The organism is Bordetella genomosp. 9 (assembly GCF_002261425.1).
Classification (GTDB): Bacteria; Pseudomonadota; Gammaproteobacteria; order Burkholderiales; family Burkholderiaceae_B; genus Bordetella_C.
Window position 1 is genome coordinate 2919650 of the sequence record NZ_NEVJ01000003.1, and the last position, 18355, is coordinate 2938004.

Genomic DNA, 18355 nt, shown 5'->3' on the forward strand with positions numbered 1-18355 from the left:
GAAAAAAAACGATCAGACCGATGCCGACTCGGCATCGTCGGCACCGCGCGTCGGCAGGTGCAGCAGCCAGCCCGCGACGGGCCACAGGGCCGCGGTAATGGCCGCGCCCACGGCCCAGTCCCAGCCCGGCCATTTGCCGGCTATCCAGGCTTTGATCAGAACGGTCACGAGACGCGCGATCAGGAAGATGGGCAGCATGTGCATGGCCTGGCTCAGCAGGTCGAAGCGCTGCAGCCGGCGATGGAGAATGACGGCGCCATAGGCAACCAGGGTATAGGAAAGCGCATTGCCGCCCAGCACGCCGGCGTCATGCACGTCCATCAACAGGCCGAACACGAACGCCGTCACCATCCCGATGCGGCGCGGTTCGTGCACGCACCAGAACGCGATGACCAGGATCAGGATGTCGGGCGCCTGCCCCCACAGCCGCCAGGGCAGCAGGGAAATCAGCCAGACCAGCAGCACCGAGCCCCACACCATGACGGCGTGCGCCGGACGCGCGACCCGTTCGGGCTCCACCGTCCTGCGCGGGCGCAGCACCCCGCTTTGGGGTTCACTCCGGTTTATCGGACTCACTGGAGTCTGCCTCCTGGCGGTTGACTTCGGCGCGCTTGACGTCGACCTGCAGAACGAGGAAATGGCGATACCGCTCGGGGTGGGCCAGCGGTTCGCACAGCGCGCGGGCGAAGCCCGAGGCGGTATCGCGCTCCACCTTGGTTACTTTCGCCACCGGCAGGCCCGCGGGGAACAGACCGCCCACACCGCTGGTGATAATAGTATCGCCCTCTTTGATGTCGGCGTTGGCGGCAAGGTAGCGCACTTCCATCTTGCCCGGCTGATTACCGCCGAAGGCAATCAGGCGCAGGCCATTGCGCAGGATCTGCACGGGGATGGAGACCTGCTCGTCGGTGACCAGCGCGGCCTCCGCCGTCATGGGCGTCGTGCGCACGATCTGCCCGACCACGCCGCCTTCGTCGATGACCGGCATGCCGGGGGCCAGGCCCTGGCTGCTGCCCTTGTTGAAGACCAGGCGCTGGTTGAAGGCATTGGGCGGCTCGTACAGCACCTCCACCACCACCGCCTGTTGCGACAGGGTATCCGTCACGCCCAGCAGGCGGCGCAGCTGCGCGTTTTCGGCAGCCATCTGGGCCGCATGCGTGGCCACCTGCGCCAGTTCGATGCGCTGGCGCTGCAGCGCTTCGTTTTCCGTGCGCACCAGGTTGGCGGCGTTGTACCACTCGTTGACCTGCTGGACCATGTCGCGCGGCAGCAGGACGGCGCGCTGGAAGGGATACAGGGCGACGGAAACGTAGCGCCGCACGGGCTCCAGCACGCGCCACTGCGAATCGCCCACCAATAGCGCCAGGGCCAGAACGACCAGGATCGCCAGCTTCGCCTCGGCGGGCAGGCCGTGTCGGAACAGCCGCGGTGTGGTGGCGTTAAGTTGAGGCATGGATACTCACGGGCGTAAGGCGCCCGGTGCCGGCCGCCCACCCGTAGCCACCATGATGCGGCGGCCGCGGCCAGGCGTAGGAATCAGTCGTTGATGAAAATGGCGCCGAGCTTTTCCAGATGCTCGAGCGCTTCGCCGCAGCCCCGCACCACGCAGGTCAGCGGGTCATCCGCCACCACTACGGGCAGACCGGTTTCCTCTTGCAGCAGGCGGTCCAGATCGCGCAACAGCGCACCGCCCCCGGTCAGCGCAATGCCCTTGTCGGTAATATCCGCGCCCAGTTCGGGCGGGGTTTGTTCCAGGGCTATCTTCACCGCCGACACGATCTGGTTCAACGGATCGGTCAGCGACTCCAGGATTTCATTGGACGATACCGTGAAACTGCGCGGCACGCCTTCGGCCAGGTTGCGGCCCTTGACTTCGATTTCACGGACTTCCGAACCGGGGAAGGCGGAACCGATCTGCTTCTTGATCAGTTCGGCCGTCGGTTCGCCGATCAGCATGCCGTAGTTGCGGCGGATGTAGTTGACGATGGCTTCGTCGAACTTGTCGCCGCCGACACGGACCGAACCCTTGTACACCATGCCGCCCAGCGAGATGACCGCGACTTCGGTCGTGCCGCCGCCGATGTCCACCACCATGGAGCCGCTGGCGTCGGAAACCGCCAGGCCGGCGCCGATGGCGGCGGCCATGGGTTCTTCGATCAGGTAGACATGCGAGGCGCCCGCCCCCAGCGCGGATTCGCGGATCGCGCGCCGTTCCACCTGGGTCGAACCGCAGGGCACGCAAACGATGATACGCGGGCTGGGCGCCAGCATGTTGCGGGGGTGCACCATGCGGATGAACTGCTTGAGCATCTGCTCGGTGACGGTGAAGTCGGCGATCACGCCGTCCTTCATGGGACGTATGGCTTCGATGTTGCCGGGCACCCGGCCCAGCATCTGTTTCGCTTCATGGCCAACGGCCTGGATGATTTTCTTGCCGTTCGGGCCGCCTTCATGGCGGATCGCGACTACCGATGGCTCATCCAGCACGATGCCTTTGCCGCGAACGTAGATCAGCGTATTGGCCGTGCCGAGATCGATCGCCATATCGCTGGAAAAATAACTACGCAGGAATCCGAACATGGATATAGGCTCAGCTAGATCAGAGAATTTGGGACATGACTGCGACCGGACGCCAGCCAAGAACGGCGCGCCTGCGGGTGCAGCGATTAAACCGTGAATGATAACTTATAATTTCAGGGGAAATAGACCCCAATTCCCGGCTATTCCAGGCTTTGTAACCACTGCTGGCCTGTCATGTAACGGCATCACCAGCAGCTCCACATTTTTTACACTCCCATGGCGCTAAACGAAGAAGACGTGGCCCGCATTGCCCGGCTGGCCCGAATCGAGCTCACCCCGGAACGCCGCGCGCATGCGCTGCAGGAGCTCAACGGCATGCTCCACATCATCGAGCGCCTGCAGCAGGAAGACACCGCGGGTGTCGAGCCCATGGCGCATCCCCTGTCCGCGCTGGACGAGGTCGAATTGCGCCTGCGTGAAGACAAAGTGACGGAATCCGGCTCCGAAGCCGAGCGCGTGGCCCTGATGAGCAACGCGCCGGAAGCGCAGGCCGGCCTGTTCCTGGTCCCCAAGGTGTTGGAGTAACCATGAGCAAATCCGCCTTGCACACACAATTCGCCGACATCGCGGCCCTGCGCCAGGCGCTGGACCGGCGCGACGTCAGCGCCGTCGAACTGGCGTCCAGCGCGCTGGACGCCGCCCAGTCGGCCGCCAGCCTCAATGCCTTCCTGCACATCGACGCGGAACTCACCCTGGACCAGGCGCGCGCCGCCGATGCCGCCCTGGCGTCGGGCACGGCCGGGCCCCTGACGGGCGTGCCCATCGCGCACAAGGATGCCTTCGTGACGCGCGGCTGGCGCACGACCGCCGGCAGCCGCATGCTGGACGGCTACGTCAGCCCCTTCGACGCCACCGTGGTCGAGCGCCTGCAACAGGCCGGCGCGGTGTCCATCGGCAAGCTGAACTGCGACGAATTCGCCATGGGGTCCGGCAACGAGAACTCCGCCTACGGCCCGGTACGCAATCCCTGGGACACGGATGCCGTGCCCGGCGGTTCGTCGGGCGGATCGGCGGCCGCGGTGGCGGCGCGCCTGGTGGCCGCGGCCACCGGCACCGATACCGGCGGCTCGGTGCGGCAGCCCGCCGCGCTGTGCGGCGTCACCGGCATCAAGCCCACCTACGGCACGGTATCGCGCTTCGGCATCGTGGCCTTCGGCTCCAGCCTAGACCAGGCCGGTCCGCTGGCAGCCAGCAGCCGCGACGCCCTGGCCCTGCTGGACGTTATGGCGGGCTTCGATCCGCGCGATGCCACCAGCGTCGAACGCTGCGGCAAGGACACCAACGAACCGGGCCGCGTGCGGCGCGACTTCGATACGGCCCAGACGGCCTATGACGCCGCCGGCGCCCGGCCCTTGGCCGGCTTGCGTATCGGCGTGCCGGCGGAATACCTGGGCGACGGCCTGGCCGACGACGTCCGCGCCGCCGTGGAAGCGGCCCTGGCGCAGTTCGTCGCGTTGGGCGCGCAGCGCGTGGATATTTCGCTGCCGCGCACCGAACTGGCGATTCCCGCCTATTACGTCATCGCGCCGGCCGAAGCGTCCAGCAACCTGGCGCGCTACGACGGCGTGCGCTATGGCCATCGCGCCGCGCAGTACGGCGACCTGACGGAAATGATCAGCCGTTCGCGCGCCGAAGGCTTCGGCGACGAAGTGCGGCGCCGCATCCTGATCGGCACCTATGTGCTGTCGCACGGCTATTACGACGCCTATTACCTGCAGGCCCAGCGCCTGCGCCGCCTGATCGCGCAGGACTTCCAGCGCGCACTGACGCAGTGCGACGTCATCATGGGCCCGGTGGCACCCACGGTGGCGAAGAACATTGGCGACAACCGCGACGATCCCACGGCGGACTGGCTGGCGGACGTTTACACCCTGGGTGTCAGCCTGGCCGGACTGCCCGCGATGTCGGTGCCTTGCGGCTTCGGCGCCGGCGTGCACGCCAGCCGGCCGGTGGGCCTGCAGATCATCGGCAACTACTTCGACGAAGGCCGCCTGCTGGCGATCGCCGATCGCTATCAGCAGGCAAGCGACTGGCACCGCCGGTCCCCCGGCGATCAGCGCGCCGGCAGCACGGTGGAGCACAACTGACATGAACTGGGAAATCGTCATCGGACTGGAAACGCATACGCAGCTTTCCACCGAATCGAAAATCTTCTCCGGCAGCAGCACGCGCTTCGGCGCGGCGCCGAACACGCAGGCCAACCTGGTCGACCTGGCCTTGCCGGGCAGCCTGCCGGTGATGAACCGCGCGGCCGCGGAGCGGGCGATCCGCTTCGGGCTCGCCGTGGGCGGGCGCATCGCGCCGCGCTCGATCTTCGCCCGCAAGAATTATTTCTACCCCGACCTGCCCAAGGGCTACCAGATCAGCCAGTACGAAATCCCGGTGGTCAGCGGCGGCTCGATCTCGTTCTTCGTCGGTGAAACGGCCAAGACCGTGCAGTTGACGCGCGCGCATCTGGAAGAAGACGCCGGCAAGTCGCTGCACGACGAGTTCCACCTGGCCAACGGCGCGCCGGCCAGCGGCATCGACCTGAACCGCGCCGGCACGCCTCTCCTGGAAATCGTCAGCGAACCGGAAATGCGCTCGGCCGCGGAAGCCGTGGCCTATGCCCGCGCCCTGCACAGCCTGGTGGTCTGGCTGGGGATCTGCGACGGCAACATGCAGGAAGGCTCGTTCCGCTGCGACGCCAACGTGTCGGTGCGCCCGGTCGGGCAGAAGGAATTCGGCACCCGCGCGGAGATCAAGAACGTCAACTCTTTCCGCTTCCTGGAACGCGCCATCGTCTACGAAGCGCGCCGCCAGATCGAACTGATCGAGGACGGCGGCACGGTGGTGCAGGAAACCCGCCTGTACGACGCCGACCGCGACGAAACCCGCAGCATGCGCAGCAAGGAAGACGCGCACGACTACCGCTACTTCCCCGATCCGGACCTGCCGCCGCTGGTGATCGCATCGGCCTGGGTCGAAGAAGTACGCGCCACCATGCCCGAACTGCCGGCCGACAAGCGCGCCCGCTTCGAAACGCAGTATGGGCTGTCGGCCTACGATGCGGCGCAATTGACCACCAGCCGCGACATGGCGGACTATTTCGAGGCGGTCGCCCGCGCGCTGCCGGAAGGCCAGGCCAAGCAGGCGGCCAACTGGGTGATGGGCGAACTGGCCGCGGCACTGAACCGCTCGGAAATCGACGTCGCCGCGTCGCCCGTCGCCGCGCCCGCGCTGGCGGCGCTGATCGCGCGCATCCTGGACGGCACGATCTCCAACAAGATCGCCCGTGACGTGTTCGCGGGAATGTGGGCGGGCGAACAAGGCGGCCAGGCCGACGCGATCATCGAGGCGCGCGGACTCAAGCAGATCAGCGATACGGGCGCCATCGGCGCCATGATCGACGAGGTCCTGGCGGCCAACCCGGCCGTGGTCGACGAGTATCGGGCGGGCAAGCAGAAGGCCTTCAATTCCCTGGTGGGGCAGATCATGAAAGCCGCCAAGGGCAAGGCCAATCCGCAGCAGGTCAACGACCTGCTGAAGCAGAAGCTGGGATAGCGGGCGGGCGCCGTCTTGCGCCGCCATCCCGCGGCGCCGGGCTCAGCCCGTCACGCCGTACTTCTGCCGGTATGCCAGCACGGCCTGCCGGTGTTCGGCGAATTCCGGCGCGTTTTCGAGCAGGGCCAGGATATCGGTCAGCGACGCGATGCTGACCACGGGGATGCCGTAGGTGCGCGCCACGTCCTGCACCGCCGAATGCGTGGACAGGGCGTCGTCCGGCCCCGCGCGTTCCATGCGATCCAGCGCGATCAGCACCGCCGCGGGCTCGGCGCCGGCGGCGCGGATGATGTCCACGGATTCACGAACCGACGTACCCGCGGTGATCACATCATCGATGATGACGACCTTGCCCTTGAGCGGCGCGCCGACCAGCGTGCCGCCTTCGCCGTGGTCCTTGGCTTCCTTGCGGTTGTAGGCAAAGGGAATGGCGCGGCCGCCGCCGCGCGGGTCGGCCGCCAGCGCCATGGCCGTCCCGGTGGCCAGGGGGATGCCCTTGTACGCGGGCCCGAACAGCATGTCGAAGGACAGTCCGGAATCCAGCAAGGCGCCGGCGTAGAACGCCCCCAGCCGGTTCATCGACGCACCGTCGCTGAACAGGCCGGCATTGAAGAAATAAGGACTCATGCGTCCCGACTTGACCTTGAAGCTGCCGAAGCGCAACACGCCCTGATCCAGGGCGAAACGGACGAATTCGACGGACGGAGCGGCAGTAGCGGTCATACGGTCACCGGGAAGCAAAGGGATAACGGGGCAAACCGGAATTATGCCTGCTCCCCGCCGGCGCCGCCGAGCACGTCCGCCCCCATTTCTAGTACCCTAGCGGCCATCCCCAGATCGACAGGCAGCCATGCTCCGCATCATTTCCGCCAACCTGAACGGTATCCGGTCCGCCGCCAACAAGGGCTTCTTTCCCTGGATCGCCAAGCAGAACGCCGATTTCATCTGCCTGCAGGAACTCAAGGCGCAGGCCGCCGACATGACCCTGGAAATGCTCAATCCGCCGGGGCTGTACGGGTACTTCCACTACGCCGAGAAAAAAGGCTATAGCGGCGTGGGCGTCTACGCCCGCACGCAGCCGCTGCAGGTGATAGAAGGCCTGGGCGTGCCGGAAATCGACAGCGAAGGACGCTACCTGGAACTGGTCTACGACCGGCTCTCGATCATCTCGGTCTACCTGCCATCCGGGTCCAGCGGCGAACACCGGCAGACCGCCAAGTTCGCCTTCATGGAGCATTTCTACAGCCACCTGGCCTCGCTCGTGAAGTGCGGCCGGCAGGTCGTGCTGTGCGGCGACTGGAACATCGCGCACAACGAGATCGACCTGAAGAACTGGAAAGGCAACATGAAGAACAGCGGCTTCCTGCCGGAAGAACGCGCCTGGCTGACCAAGGTGTTCGCCGACCTGGGCTGGACCGACGTCTATCGCGGCCTGCATCCCGAGACCACGGGCGAGGCCTATACCTGGTGGAGCAACCGCGGCCAGGCCTGGGCCAAGAACGTCGGCTGGCGCATCGATTACCAGATCGCCACGCCGGACATTGCCGGCACCGCCAGGGCCGCGTCCATCTACAAGGACGAACGATTCAGCGACCACGCGCCGCTGACGATCGACTACGACACCACGCTGTAGGCGCCGCGCGCCTCCTGCCCCGTCCTCCCCCGTCCAAGCCCCATCCTGCCCGCCTTGCCGGCGTCCTGTCCTAAGCCAGGCGCAGGCCCTGCTGCACCCCGACGGTTTCCATGAAGCGATCGGGCGACACCGGCCGGCCCAGCAGGAAGCCCTGCAGCGAGTTGCAGCCCAGGCGCGTCAGGAACTCCTGCTGTTCGCGGGTTTCGACGCCTTCGGCGACGATCTGCAGGTTCAGCGTCTGCCCCAGCGCGACGATGGCCGACACGATGGCGGCGTCTTCCGTATCGTTCTGCAGTTCGCGGACGAAGCCGCGGTCGATCTTCAGCTCGGTGGCGGGCAGGCGCTTCAGGTACATCAGGCTGGAATAGCCCGTGCCGAAATCGTCGATCGATATCCGCACGCCCATCTCGTGCAGCTGGCGCAGCGTGACCAGCGTGCTTTCCACATCGCGCATCGCGGTGGACTCGGTGATCTCCAGCGTCAGGCTGCTCGCCGCCAGGCCATGCCGGGCCAGGGCGCCGGCCACCGCCTGCACCAGCCCGGCGTGATTGAACTGCTGCAGGGACAGGTTCACCGCGACGGACCATTCGGTATGGCCTTCGTCGTACCAGATCTTCATCTGCCGGCAGGCTTCATCGAGCACCCAGTCGCCGATCTGGATGATCAGGCCGGTCTTTTCCGCCAAGGGGATGAACACCGCCGGCTGCACCAGGCCACGCGCCGGATGCTTCCAGCGCAGCAGCGCTTCGGCGCCAATCACAGCGCCCGTGCCGGCATCGAACTTGGGCTGGTACTGCAGCAGCAACTCGTCACGGGCCAGGGCATGGCGCAGGTCGCGCAGCAGCTCGACCTGGTTCTGCACGTCGCGGTTCATCGATGCTTCAAAATAGCAATACGTGTTGCGCCCCGACGATTTGGCGAAGTACATCGCCGCGTCGGCGTTGGCCAGCAACTGCTGCTGGTTGTCGCCGTCGCCGGGGTAGACCGCGATGCCCATGCTCGCGGACACATGCAACTGGTGGCCGTCGATATCGAAGTCGTTCTCCATGATCCTGACCAGCTTGGCCGCCACCGTCGACGCATCGGCGGGCTCGTCGATCTGGGCGATCAGCACGAATTCGTCGCCGCCCAGCCGCGCCACCGTATCCTGGGCCCGCACGTTGGCGCGGATGCGCGCCGCGACTTCGATCAGCAGGCGGTCGCCGGTGTGATGCCCATAGGCGTCGTTGACCGCCTTGAATCCATCCAGGTCCATGAACATCACGGCGAAATACCCGCGTTCGCGCGTCGCGGTGTGGATGGCCTGCTGCAGCCGGTCCTCCAGAAGCAGGCGGTTGGGCAGCTTGGTCAGGTTGTCGTGCAGCGCCAGATAGGTCAGTTCCTCGTTGGCTTCCGCCAGCGACGACGCCAGCACGGACGTGCGGGCCTCCATGCGCAGGTCCAGCACGGACGTGATCAGGGCGATGGCGATCACGGCCAGCGTGACGACGATGATTACGATGGCCAGCCAGTTGTTGTCCAGGCCGCGTTCGGCGCCGCCGGCGGCCAGGCAGATGCTGCCCAAGGGGAATCGGGCGGCCGCCATGCCCGTATAGTGCATGCCGACGATCGCGCCGCCCATCACCAGCGACGCGCCCGTCCGCAGCAGGTGCGGGTGGCGTCGGTCATGGCGCAGCCGGAAGCCGATCCACATGGCGCAGCCCGATGCCACGACCGCGATCAGCACGGAAGCGATCACCAGCAAGGGCTGGTAGTCGATACCCGGCGACATGTGCAACGCGGCCATGCCGGTGTAATGCATGCCCGCCACGCCCGCCCCCATCAACAGCGCGCCGCCGGCCAGGCGCCCCCAGGACAGCGTGGCCTGGCAGATCTGCCACAGGGCAAAGGCAGCCGACACGATCGCGATAAGCAGCGACAGCGCCGTCAGGCCGGGCGCGTAGTCCAGGGGGATGGGCAGGCTGAAGGCCAGCATGCCGACGAAATGCATGGACCAGATGCCGACGCCGATCGCGACGGCGCCGCCCGCCAGCCACCAGCGCGCGGCCGCGCCGCGTGCCGACGCGATGCGGGCGGTCATGTCCAGTGCCGCGTAGGAGGCAAGGACCGCCACCACCAGCGAACATAGCACCAGCGCGGTGTTATAGCTGCCCACGTACATTTCCGATCCCTTTGAGAAACGGCTTGCAGCGTCCCGGGGCGCGCCCTCCGCACGCTTGGCGGGGATTACCGTTTACGGGATATCGGATGGAATCATGAAGAATTAAGGCGAATTTACAGAATGTAGTAATTCAGGCCGGCCCGGGAGCGGGTCACGGCGCGGGGTTCGCCTGCCGCGGCCCGCTGTCGGGCGCTGTGCCGGGCGCCGGGCGCTGCCGGGATCCGTGGCGGGTACGCGGACCGAGGCCTAGCGCGCGGGCTGCCGCACCACCAGGACGTCGCACGGCGCCTTCTCCATCAGTGCATCCGCCACGCTGCCGATCGCCGTGCGGATCAGGCCGGTGCTGCCGTGCGTGCCGGTGACCAGCAGATCGCAATCCGTCTGCTCGGCATAGGCGATCAGGACCCGCTCCGCCAAGCCGGCCGCGACCTGGATCTTCGGCTTTTCGGCGCCATGCAGCTCCGGCGTGTCTTCCAGGAACTGGGCCGCCGCCTCCTCCGCCGTCCGCTGGAAGCCCTTGGAATTCAGGTCGTCCCTGCGATTCCCCGGCAGATCGAAGGCATGGAACAGGGTCAGCCCCGACACCGGCAACAGCGACAGGGCCGCGCGCAGGGCCGGCCGCGAGGCCTCGGAAAAATCACTCGCGACCACCGCGTCGCGATACGGCCGCCGCGCGCGCCGCCTGACCACCAGCACCGGGGTCGGCGATTCCCGCACCAGCCGTTCGACCGTGGTCCCCAGCAGGATGCGGCCCAGGGTTTCGTCGCGCGCCACGCCCGCGACGATCAGGGAGCAGGCGTTTTCTTCCGCGGCCTGTCGCAGCAGCCGGACCGGTTCGCCGCAGCGCACCACGACGTCGACGTCGACATCGACGTCTTCCATATCCCTGAGCAGGGCGCGACGCGCCTGAGATTCACGCTGGGTGACGGAAGGCTGCGACGTCAGCCGCGCGCGGGACTGCGACTCGATGACGTGCAAGGCGATGACGGACGTTTCGAACTGGCGCGCCAGCAATATCGCGCGATCCAGGGCGCGGTCGCCACGCGCGCTCAGGTCCGTGGCAAGCAGGATAGGCCCCGCAAAGGTGTGCATGATTGTCTCCCGGAATGGAATAATCCCCGCCCCCGCGTCCATTCTCGTTTTTTGTCGCGCGGCGCCTGCCGTGAGCACGCCGCGCGCCCGGCACGCCTGCTAGGGTGCCGTCTGGCCACGCACCAGCATGACATCGCTAGGCAGCGACTCCAGCAGGCGTTCCGCCACGCTACCCACCATCGCGCCCATGATGCCCTTCATGCGCTGCGCCCCGGCGACCACCAGATCGCAGCGCTGCTGGAAAACATACTCCGACAAGACGGTTTCGGGCTCTCCGTACTGCACCACGGTGTCGGCCGGCACGCCGGGCGGCAGATCGCCATGGGCCTCGAGAAACCGGTGCATCTCGTTGTCCAGGTCCCGCTGCAGCGCCTCCGGCGCATGGGCGGCGTCGCCGGGCATGCCCAGCACCGTGTCGCAGGCGTGGAACAGCGTGAGCGGCGTGCCGGGCAGCAGCCCCGCCGCCAGCCGCAGCGCATGGCCCGATTCGGGCGAAAAGTCGGTGGCGACGATGCCCTTCGGATACGGTCCGTGCGGACGGTTCTTCACCACCAGCACCGGCGCGGCCGATTGGCGCACCAGCTTGCGCACGGTGGAGCCGAGCAGCAGCTTGCCCAGCGATTCGTTGCGCCCGACGCCGGTGACGACCAGGCCGCAGGACGATGCCTGCGCCGCCGCCAGTATCTGTTCCGCGGCATCGCCGCTTTCCACGCGGATATCGCAGTCGATGCCGGCGGCATCCAGGTCCAGGCCCAGGCGATAGCGTGCCCATGCCCGATGGTCTTCGCTCAGCCGATGCCAGGCCGGCGCGCCGCCGGCGCCAGCTGGCATGCCGGGCTCCATCACGTGCACGGCGATCAGGCGGGCGCCCTGTATCCGGGCCAGCGCCACGGCGCGATCCAGGGCACGATCGCCCTGGGCGCTGAGGTCGGTAGCCACCAGGATGGGGGCGGCGGGCTGGGAATGCGCATACGTCGACATGAATGGCCTCCGTGAGCAACGAAGCCATTATGACCGCGCAGGAATCAAAACGACAATGCGCCGAAGGAATCGGGGTGCGCGAAAAACCGATAGGGAGGCTAGGCCTGGTCCAGCGCCTGGATTTCACGCCGGCGCAGGTACAGCAGCACCAGCCCGGGCAGCGCGATCAGCACCGTGACCAGGAAGAACGGCGCCCAGCCCATCCGGTCGACCAGGACCGGCGTCAGCGGTCCGGCCAGATAGGTGCGGCCCACCGCCGCCATCGCCGACAGCAGCGCGAACTGCGTGGCCGAAAATTCCTGCTTGCACAACGCCATGACCAGCGCCACGAAGGACGCCGTGCCCAGCCCGCCGCACAGGTTTTCCAGGCCCACGGCGGCCGCCATCAGGGGCAGGCTGCCGGGCTTGAGCGCGACCAGCCAGTAGCCCAGGTTGGACACCGCCTGCAGCACGCCGAACAGCATCAGCGACCGGTAGAGGCCCATGCGGGCCATGATGGATCCGCCAGCCAGCGCGCCCACGATGGTGGCCGCCAGACCCAGCAGCTTGTTCACCGTGCCGACTTCGGTCGGCGTGAAGCCGCCCCCGCGCAGCAGGAAGGTGGTGGACAGGGCGCCGGCGAACGCATCGCCCAGCTTGTACAGCACGATCAGGACCAACAGGCTGATGGCGCCGCGGCGCGAGAAGAACTCCCGCAGGGGCTCCACCACCGCCTCCAGCAGCGAGGGCGGCGACGGCGCGGGACGCTCGGGCTCCGGCGCCCATAGCGTGGCCAGCACGCCGATCGCCATCAGGCCGCCCATCAGCACATAGGTATTGCCCCAGCCCAGCCAGCCATCGGCCAGGATCAGGGCCAGGCCGCCCGATACCAGCATGGCGATGCGGTACCCCAGCACCTTGACGGCCGCGCCGCCGCCCCGCTCGTCCTTATGCAGGACGTCGGTGCTGTAGGCGTCGAAGGCAATGTCCTGCGTCGCCGACAGAAAGGCGACCACCACCGCCAGCAGGGCCAGCGGCATCAGCGCGCTGTCCGGCGACAGCATGCCCATGGCGGCGATGCCCACCGCCAGGGCCAATTGCGTCGCAAGCATCCAGCCGCGCCGGCGTCCCAGGATGGGTACGGCATAACGATCGATCAGGGGCGCCCACAGGAACTTGAGAGTGTAGGCCGTGCCCACCAGCGTCAGGAAACCGATGTCCTGCAGCGATACGCCGGCCACCGTGGCCCAGGCCTGCAGCGTCCCGCTGGTCAGCGCCAGCGGCAGTCCGCTGGAAAAACCCAGCGCCAGCATGGGCGCGACACGGCGGCTTGTGTAAAGGCGGGCGGCGGACGAAATACCTGGTCTCCGTGACAGCGGGCCTGCCGGCCGGCATTCAACCGGCGGCGAAGCGATAGACCGCCAGCGTGCTGCGCCATCCGGGCAACAGCTTGACTTCGCGGTCGTCGTTGAACGTGGCCCGCTGCAGAATGCGCAGCCCCAGCTTGGCGGCCAGGTCCTCGAAATCGCGCAGCGTGCACAAATGAATGTTGGGCGTGTTGTACCACTCGTAAGGCATCTGTCCCGTCACCGGCATGCGCCCGCGCAGGATGGACCAGCCGTGCGGCCAATAACCGAAGTTGGGGAAGGATACGACGCCGTACTTCGCCACGCGCGCCATTTCCCGCAGGATATGCTCGCTGCGATGCATGGACTGCAGGGTCTGCGACAGGACCACCGTATCGAACTGGCCGGCGTCGAACAGCGCCAGGCCATCTTCCAGGTTTTGCTGGATCACGTCCACCCCGCGGCGCACGCATGCGATCACGTAATGGTCGTCGATTTCGACACCGGCGCCGCGCACCTGGCGCTGATCGCGCAGCCACGCCAGCAATTCGCCGTCTCCGCATCCCAGGTCCAGCACGCGCGAACCCGGGTTGATCCAACTGGCGATGCGCGCCAGGTCGGCGCGCAGTTCCGTGCGGGCACCCGCTATCATTCGGCCCCCCTGGGTTCGAGCGCGCGGGGCGGCAAGCCCAGCTCATGCGCGATCCGGTCGTAATAGGCGCGCACCACCGCGTGATAGCGCGCGTCGTCCAGCAGGAAGGCATCGTGGCCGTGCGGCGCGTCGATCTCCGCATAGGTGACCGGGCGGTTGTTCTTCAGCAGGGCCCGCACGATCTCGCGCGATCGCTCCGGCGGGAAACGCCAGTCCGTGCTGAAGGACACCAGCAGGAAGCCCGCGCTCGCCGCCGCCAGCGAACGCGCCAGGTCGCCGCCATGCGTGCGCGACGGATCGAAGTAATCCAGGGCGCGCGTAATCAGCAGATAGGTGTTGGCGTCGAAATAGCGCGAGAATTTTTCGCCCTGGTAGCGCAGATAGGATTCGACTTCGAATTCGACGTCGTAACCGTAGCGGTACTCGCCATTGGCGCCGGGTTCGCGCTGCGTGCGGCCGAACTTCTCCGCCATGTCGTCCTGCGACAGATAGGTGATGTGCCCGAGCATGCGCGCGACCGCCAGGCCCCGATGCGGCACCGTGCCATGGGCGTAATAATCGCCGCCATGGAAATCGGGGTCCGTGATGATGGCGCGGCGCGCCACTTCGTTGAACCCGATGTTCTGCGCCGACAGGCGCGGCGTGCTGGCGATGACCACGCAATGCGCCACGCGGTCGGGACATGCGGTGGCCCAGCTCAGGGCCTGCATGCCGCCCAGCGAACCGCCCATGACGGCGGCGAACCGGCCGATGCCGAAATGGTCGGCCACGCGCGCCTGGGCGTGCACCCAGTCTTCGACCGTGAGCACCGGGAAGGCGGCGCCCCAGGGCTTGCCGGTTTCCGGATTGATGCTGGCCGGCCCGGTCGAACCGAAGCAGGAGCCCAGGTTGTTGATGCCGATCACGAAGAAGCGCTCGGTATCGACGGGCTTGCCCGGACCGACCATGTTGTCCCACCAGCCGATATCCTTGGGGTCGTCCGCCGAGATGCCGGCCACGTGGTGCGAGGCGTTCAGCGCGTGGCATACCAGCACCGCATTGCTGCGCTCGGCGTTCAAGGTGCCGTAGGTTTCCACCGCCAGTTCGTAGCTGGGCAGGGACTGGCCGTTGGCCAGCAGCAGGGGCTCGGTGAATTTCAGGAAGACGGGCGCCACCACTCCGACGGAATGGGACGCCGGGGGCGGCGCGGCGGGCGGGACGCCGGCGGCTACGGCCGACGTGGATACGGGGGCGGCAGCGCGTTGACCGGCAGGTTGCGCGGATACGCCCGCGCCAGCGGATTGCTCGATGGTTGCAGTCATGCAGACCTCTTTAGCTGGATTTATCAGGCGCCCGCAAGCGGATCAGGCAAATCGGCGCCACCGAAATGAAGGGCTGATTCTAGCACTCGGCCGGAACCCTGCAGACCCAAGGGGCCCCGGTCGGCCGCGGGCCGCGCCCTCGGACCTGCCGCCACGGTCCCGCCGGAGCGGAATCGCCGCCGCAATTCCCATTCGGGTCATCGCTGGGCCGCGGCCGACGGCTATCGCACCATCGCCGGCATTCCCGCCTTCCCGCTTCATCCCGCCGTCACGGCAACGATGCACCGATGCCAGAAAAGAAGTTGTCAGAACGCGAGGCTGCCTGCCTGCAATGGGCGGCAGCCGGCAAGACCAGCCGGGAAACCGCCATGATCCTCGGCGTTACCGAGCGGACCGTGAATTTCCACCTGCAGAACGCCTGCCGCAAGCTGTGCGCGCGCAACCGCCGCGCCGCCGTGGCCACGGCGCTGACCTGCGGCCTGCTGGCCGCCTGCCGCGTCGACGGCGGCGAGCACTGAGCGGGCGCCCGGCCGTTCAACGGCCATTGAAACGCAGCGAGCCGACGAACTCGCGCGCCTGCGCCTCCGGCAGTCCCCGTTCCGACCCGGTGGCGACCGCTTCCACCAGCATCCCGTCGTGGACCCACACCCGCGCCAATGCCCATACGGGGTGGCCGCCCACCTGGCCGCGGACCGTCACGTCCACGCCATAGTCCGGCGCCACGGCCGGCGGCGTGGCGTGCAGGTTCTCATGCAGGGATCTCACCAGGTCCGCCGCCAGCGCGCGCTGGCCGGCCGGGTCGCCGGCCAGGTCCGGCGGCAAGGGGGCGTATCCCACGGCGAACACCGCGTCGTCCACCCTGGCCGACGTCAGGGAAAAGCGCAGCATGCGGCCGCCCAGGCCGATGCTGCGCGTATCCGTGTCGGGACGCGCGGGAAAATTGGCGCGGGCCGCGCCGTCGGCGATCTGCACTTCGCGCCAGTTGTAGGTCGGCGTGCAGGCGCCGAGCAGCGTCAGGCACAGCGCCACCAACGCCACGGACCAGCAGCCCTGCCCGGCCGGAAAGTGGCGCCTGTTGTATCGTCCTCGCGGCATCGTTGTATCGCTCCCCCGACCGATCGGCGTATAACGGTCATGCGTCATTGTCGCCCAAGCCCGGGACCGGGCCGCCGCCAGCGGGCGCCAGGATAGGCCCTGGCCGGCACGGGTTACTCGACGCACCCATGGACGCAACCCGTAAAATCAGCCTCCATCAACCTGGATCATAAGAAAGAAGCCTGCCGTGACCGATATTTCCGCCCGTCGATACGCCCGCCTGGACGCCAACCGGGATCTGCTTACCCGTACCCTGCGCGGCATCGAAAAAGAGGGCCTGCGGGTCGACGACCACGGGCATCTGGCGCGTACGCCGCATCCGGTCGCGCTGGGTTCGGCGCTGACCAACGAACACATCACCACCGACTATTCCGAAGCGCTGCTGGAGCTGATCACCGGCACCCACCGCGACATCGGCAGCCTGTTGGGCGAACTGGCGGACATTCATCGTTTCGTCAACGCCAACCTGGGCGGCGAACTGATCTGGAACCAGTCCATGCCGGCGGCCCTGCCGTCCGAGGCGGACATTCCCATCGCCTGGTACGGCAAGTCCAATACCGGCATGCTCAAGCATGTCTACCGCCGCGGGCTGGCGCATCGCTACGGCAAGACCATGCAGTGCATCGCCGGCGTGCACTACAACTTTTCGCTGGACGACGGCATCTGGACCTTGCTGGAGCCGCCGGGCGCCAGCGAGCAGGAACGCCGCTCGGCCGGCTACATCGGCCTGATCCGCAATTTCACGCGCTATTCCTGGCTGTTGATGTACCTGTTCGGCGCCGCGCCGGCCCTGTCCAAGGACTTCCTGCGCGGCCGCGAACACCCCTTGCAATCGCTGGACGCCGATACCCTGTACCTGCCCTACGCCACCAGCCTGCGCATGGGCGACCTGGGCTATCACAATCCGGCGCAGTCCCAGCTCAAGCCCTGCTACAACGATCTGTCGACCTTCCTGCAACGCCTGTACGCGGCGGTGACGATGCCCTGGCCCGCCTACGAGGCCATCGGCACCAAGCGCGACGGCGAGTGGATCCAGCTGAACACCAACGTCCTGCAGATCGAAAACGAGTACTACTCGAGCATCCGGCCCAAGCGCGCCACCGGCCGCTGCGAGCGCCCCATCACCGCGCTGGCCGAGCGTGGCGTCCAGTACGTGGAAGTCCGCTGCCTGGACATCGATCCCTTCGAGCCCGTCGGCATCGCCGCCGACACGGCGCGGTTCGCCGATGCCTTCCTGCTGTTCTGCGCCACCAGCGACAGCCCGTATTTCGACGACGCCGGCTTCTGTAGCACCAGCGCGGGCAACTTCAACCGTGTCGTCAACGAAGGCCGCCGGCCCGGACTGGAACTGGTGCGCGAAGGCGCGTCCGTGTCCCTGCGCATCTGGGGCAAGGAACTGCTCGACCGCATCCTGCCGTATGCCGAATTGCTGGACGCCGCGTATGGCGGGACGGCCTACCGGCAGGCGGTGGCCGCGCAAGCCGGCAAGCTGGACGAACCGCAGTCCACGCCGTCGGCGCGCCTGCTGGATGAGCTCAAGCGCAGCGGCGCCAGCTTCCTGGAATACACCTTGCGGCAGAGCCGCCAGCATGCCGATACCCTGCTGGCCTCGCCGCTGGAATCCGGCAAGGCGGCGCGGTACGCCGAAACGGCGCGCGCCTCGCTGGCCGACCAGGCCGCGATCGAGGCCGGCGACACGATGGATTTCGATACATACGTCGCACGCTACCACCAGGCCCTGAAGCCGCCCAAGTGACCCGCGCGGGCAGCGACATTCCGCGCGTATGATCGGAACCGGCGCCGGACGTTTCGTCCTGGCGCGCCTGCATCCTGGGCAAGTGGTACGAAATCGCCCGACTGCCTACGCCGCAGCTTCCCACGGCGGCGCTGGACAAGGCCAGGTCGATCGCCCGCGCCGAAGGCTATCCGGTTGATGAACTGGTCTACACCACGCAAAGCGACGCCAGGCTGAACGCCCGGTAAGCGGCGCGT

At 67.3% G+C, this 18355-nt stretch carries 17 protein-coding genes and 1 riboswitch; of the genes, 6 read left to right on the plus strand and 11 right to left on the minus strand.

From position 1 onward, the window contains the following. Window positions 1-12: 12 nt before the first annotated feature. From mreD to CAL26_RS24290, 3 genes are all read right to left on the minus strand, one after another. Window positions 13-480 (minus strand): rod shape-determining protein MreD, encoded by a 468-nt coding sequence (mreD, locus tag CAL26_RS24280; protein ID WP_179283525.1) that lies wholly within the window; start codon window positions 478-480, stop codon window positions 13-15. A 73-nt stretch (window positions 481-553) separates the two neighbouring features. Further along, on the minus strand, window positions 554-1453 hold the full coding sequence (mreC, locus tag CAL26_RS24285) for a rod shape-determining protein MreC (protein ID WP_094849224.1): 900 nt from the start codon (window positions 1451-1453) through the stop codon (window positions 554-556). A gap of 83 nt (window positions 1454-1536) precedes the next feature. Further along, window positions 1537-2580, minus strand: coding sequence for a rod shape-determining protein (locus CAL26_RS24290; protein ID WP_057653883.1), 1044 nt, complete (start codon window positions 2578-2580; stop codon window positions 1537-1539). A 216-nt stretch (window positions 2581-2796) separates the two neighbouring features. On the opposite strand from CAL26_RS24290, the gene gatC reads away from it, so the two are divergent. From gatC to gatB, 3 genes are read left to right on the plus strand one after another with little or no spacing between them, the layout of a single operon-like run. Next, complete coding sequence (gene gatC / locus CAL26_RS24295; protein ID WP_094849225.1) at window positions 2797-3105, plus strand: Asp-tRNA(Asn)/Glu-tRNA(Gln) amidotransferase subunit GatC; 309 nt, start codon at window positions 2797-2799, stop codon at window positions 3103-3105. 2 nt (window positions 3106-3107) lie between these two features. Continuing rightward, complete coding sequence (gene gatA / locus CAL26_RS24300) at window positions 3108-4667, plus strand: Asp-tRNA(Asn)/Glu-tRNA(Gln) amidotransferase subunit GatA (RefSeq protein WP_094849226.1); 1560 nt, start codon at window positions 3108-3110, stop codon at window positions 4665-4667. A 1-nt stretch (window position 4668) separates the two neighbouring features. Next, window positions 4669-6123: an Asp-tRNA(Asn)/Glu-tRNA(Gln) amidotransferase subunit GatB gene (gene gatB, locus CAL26_RS24305; protein ID WP_094849227.1), complete on the plus strand. Its 1455-nt coding sequence runs from the start codon at window positions 4669-4671 to the stop codon at window positions 6121-6123. 42 nt (window positions 6124-6165) lie between these two features. Here the strand turns inward: gatB and pyrE are convergent, their stop codons facing one another. Next, window positions 6166-6846 (minus strand): orotate phosphoribosyltransferase, encoded by a 681-nt coding sequence (gene pyrE, locus CAL26_RS24310; protein WP_094849228.1) that lies wholly within the window; start codon window positions 6844-6846, stop codon window positions 6166-6168. 127 nt (window positions 6847-6973) lie between these two features. On the opposite strand from pyrE, the gene CAL26_RS24315 reads away from it, so the two are divergent. After that, entirely contained in the window at window positions 6974-7756 is a 783-nt protein-coding gene (locus CAL26_RS24315; RefSeq protein ID WP_094849229.1) for an exodeoxyribonuclease III, read from the plus strand. 70 nt (window positions 7757-7826) lie between these two features. Here CAL26_RS24315 and CAL26_RS24320 read toward each other — a convergent pair whose 3' ends face one another. The 6 genes from CAL26_RS24320 to metX all read right to left on the minus strand — a co-directional run bounded on the left by CAL26_RS24320 (window position 7827) and on the right by metX (window position 15268). Then, on the minus strand, window positions 7827-9917 hold the full coding sequence (locus tag CAL26_RS24320) for a putative bifunctional diguanylate cyclase/phosphodiesterase (protein WP_094849230.1): 2091 nt from the start codon (window positions 9915-9917) through the stop codon (window positions 7827-7829). 246 nt (window positions 9918-10163) lie between these two features. Then, a complete protein-coding gene (locus tag CAL26_RS24325; protein ID WP_094849231.1) occupies window positions 10164-11009 on the minus strand; it encodes a universal stress protein in 846 nt (281 codons plus the stop codon). A 99-nt stretch (window positions 11010-11108) separates the two neighbouring features. Next, window positions 11109-11990 (minus strand): universal stress protein, encoded by an 882-nt coding sequence (locus CAL26_RS24330; RefSeq protein WP_094849232.1) that lies wholly within the window; start codon window positions 11988-11990, stop codon window positions 11109-11111. A gap of 98 nt (window positions 11991-12088) precedes the next feature. Beyond that, window positions 12089-13327, minus strand: coding sequence for a muropeptide transporter (locus CAL26_RS24335; RefSeq protein ID WP_256988682.1), 1239 nt, complete (start codon window positions 13325-13327; stop codon window positions 12089-12091). 37 nt (window positions 13328-13364) lie between these two features. Next, window positions 13365-13967, minus strand: a complete 603-nt coding sequence (gene metW / locus CAL26_RS24340; RefSeq protein WP_086067131.1) for a methionine biosynthesis protein MetW — start codon at window positions 13965-13967, stop codon at window positions 13365-13367. Continuing rightward, window positions 13964-15268 (minus strand): homoserine O-succinyltransferase MetX, encoded by a 1305-nt coding sequence (metX, locus tag CAL26_RS24345; RefSeq protein WP_094849234.1) that lies wholly within the window; start codon window positions 15266-15268, stop codon window positions 13964-13966. The genes metW and metX overlap by 4 nt, the downstream gene beginning before the upstream one ends. Next, window positions 15258-15336: riboswitch (SAM riboswitch) on the minus strand. (Overlaps the previous gene by 11 nt.) A gap of 219 nt (window positions 15337-15555) precedes the next feature. On the opposite strand from metX, the gene CAL26_RS24350 reads away from it, so the two are divergent. Continuing rightward, on the plus strand, window positions 15556-15786 hold the full coding sequence (locus tag CAL26_RS24350) for a helix-turn-helix domain-containing protein (protein ID WP_094849235.1): 231 nt from the start codon (window positions 15556-15558) through the stop codon (window positions 15784-15786). 16 nt (window positions 15787-15802) lie between these two features. On the opposite strand, the gene CAL26_RS24355 is transcribed toward CAL26_RS24350, so the two are convergent. Continuing rightward, window positions 15803-16363, minus strand: coding sequence for a hypothetical protein (locus tag CAL26_RS24355; protein ID WP_094849236.1), 561 nt, complete (start codon window positions 16361-16363; stop codon window positions 15803-15805). Window positions 16364-16550: 187 nt separating this feature from the next. Between CAL26_RS24355 and gshA the strand changes: the two genes are divergently transcribed. Then, window positions 16551-18119, plus strand: coding sequence for a glutamate--cysteine ligase (gene gshA, locus CAL26_RS24360; protein ID WP_094849237.1), 1569 nt, complete (start codon window positions 16551-16553; stop codon window positions 18117-18119). Window positions 18120-18355 lie beyond the last annotated feature (236 nt).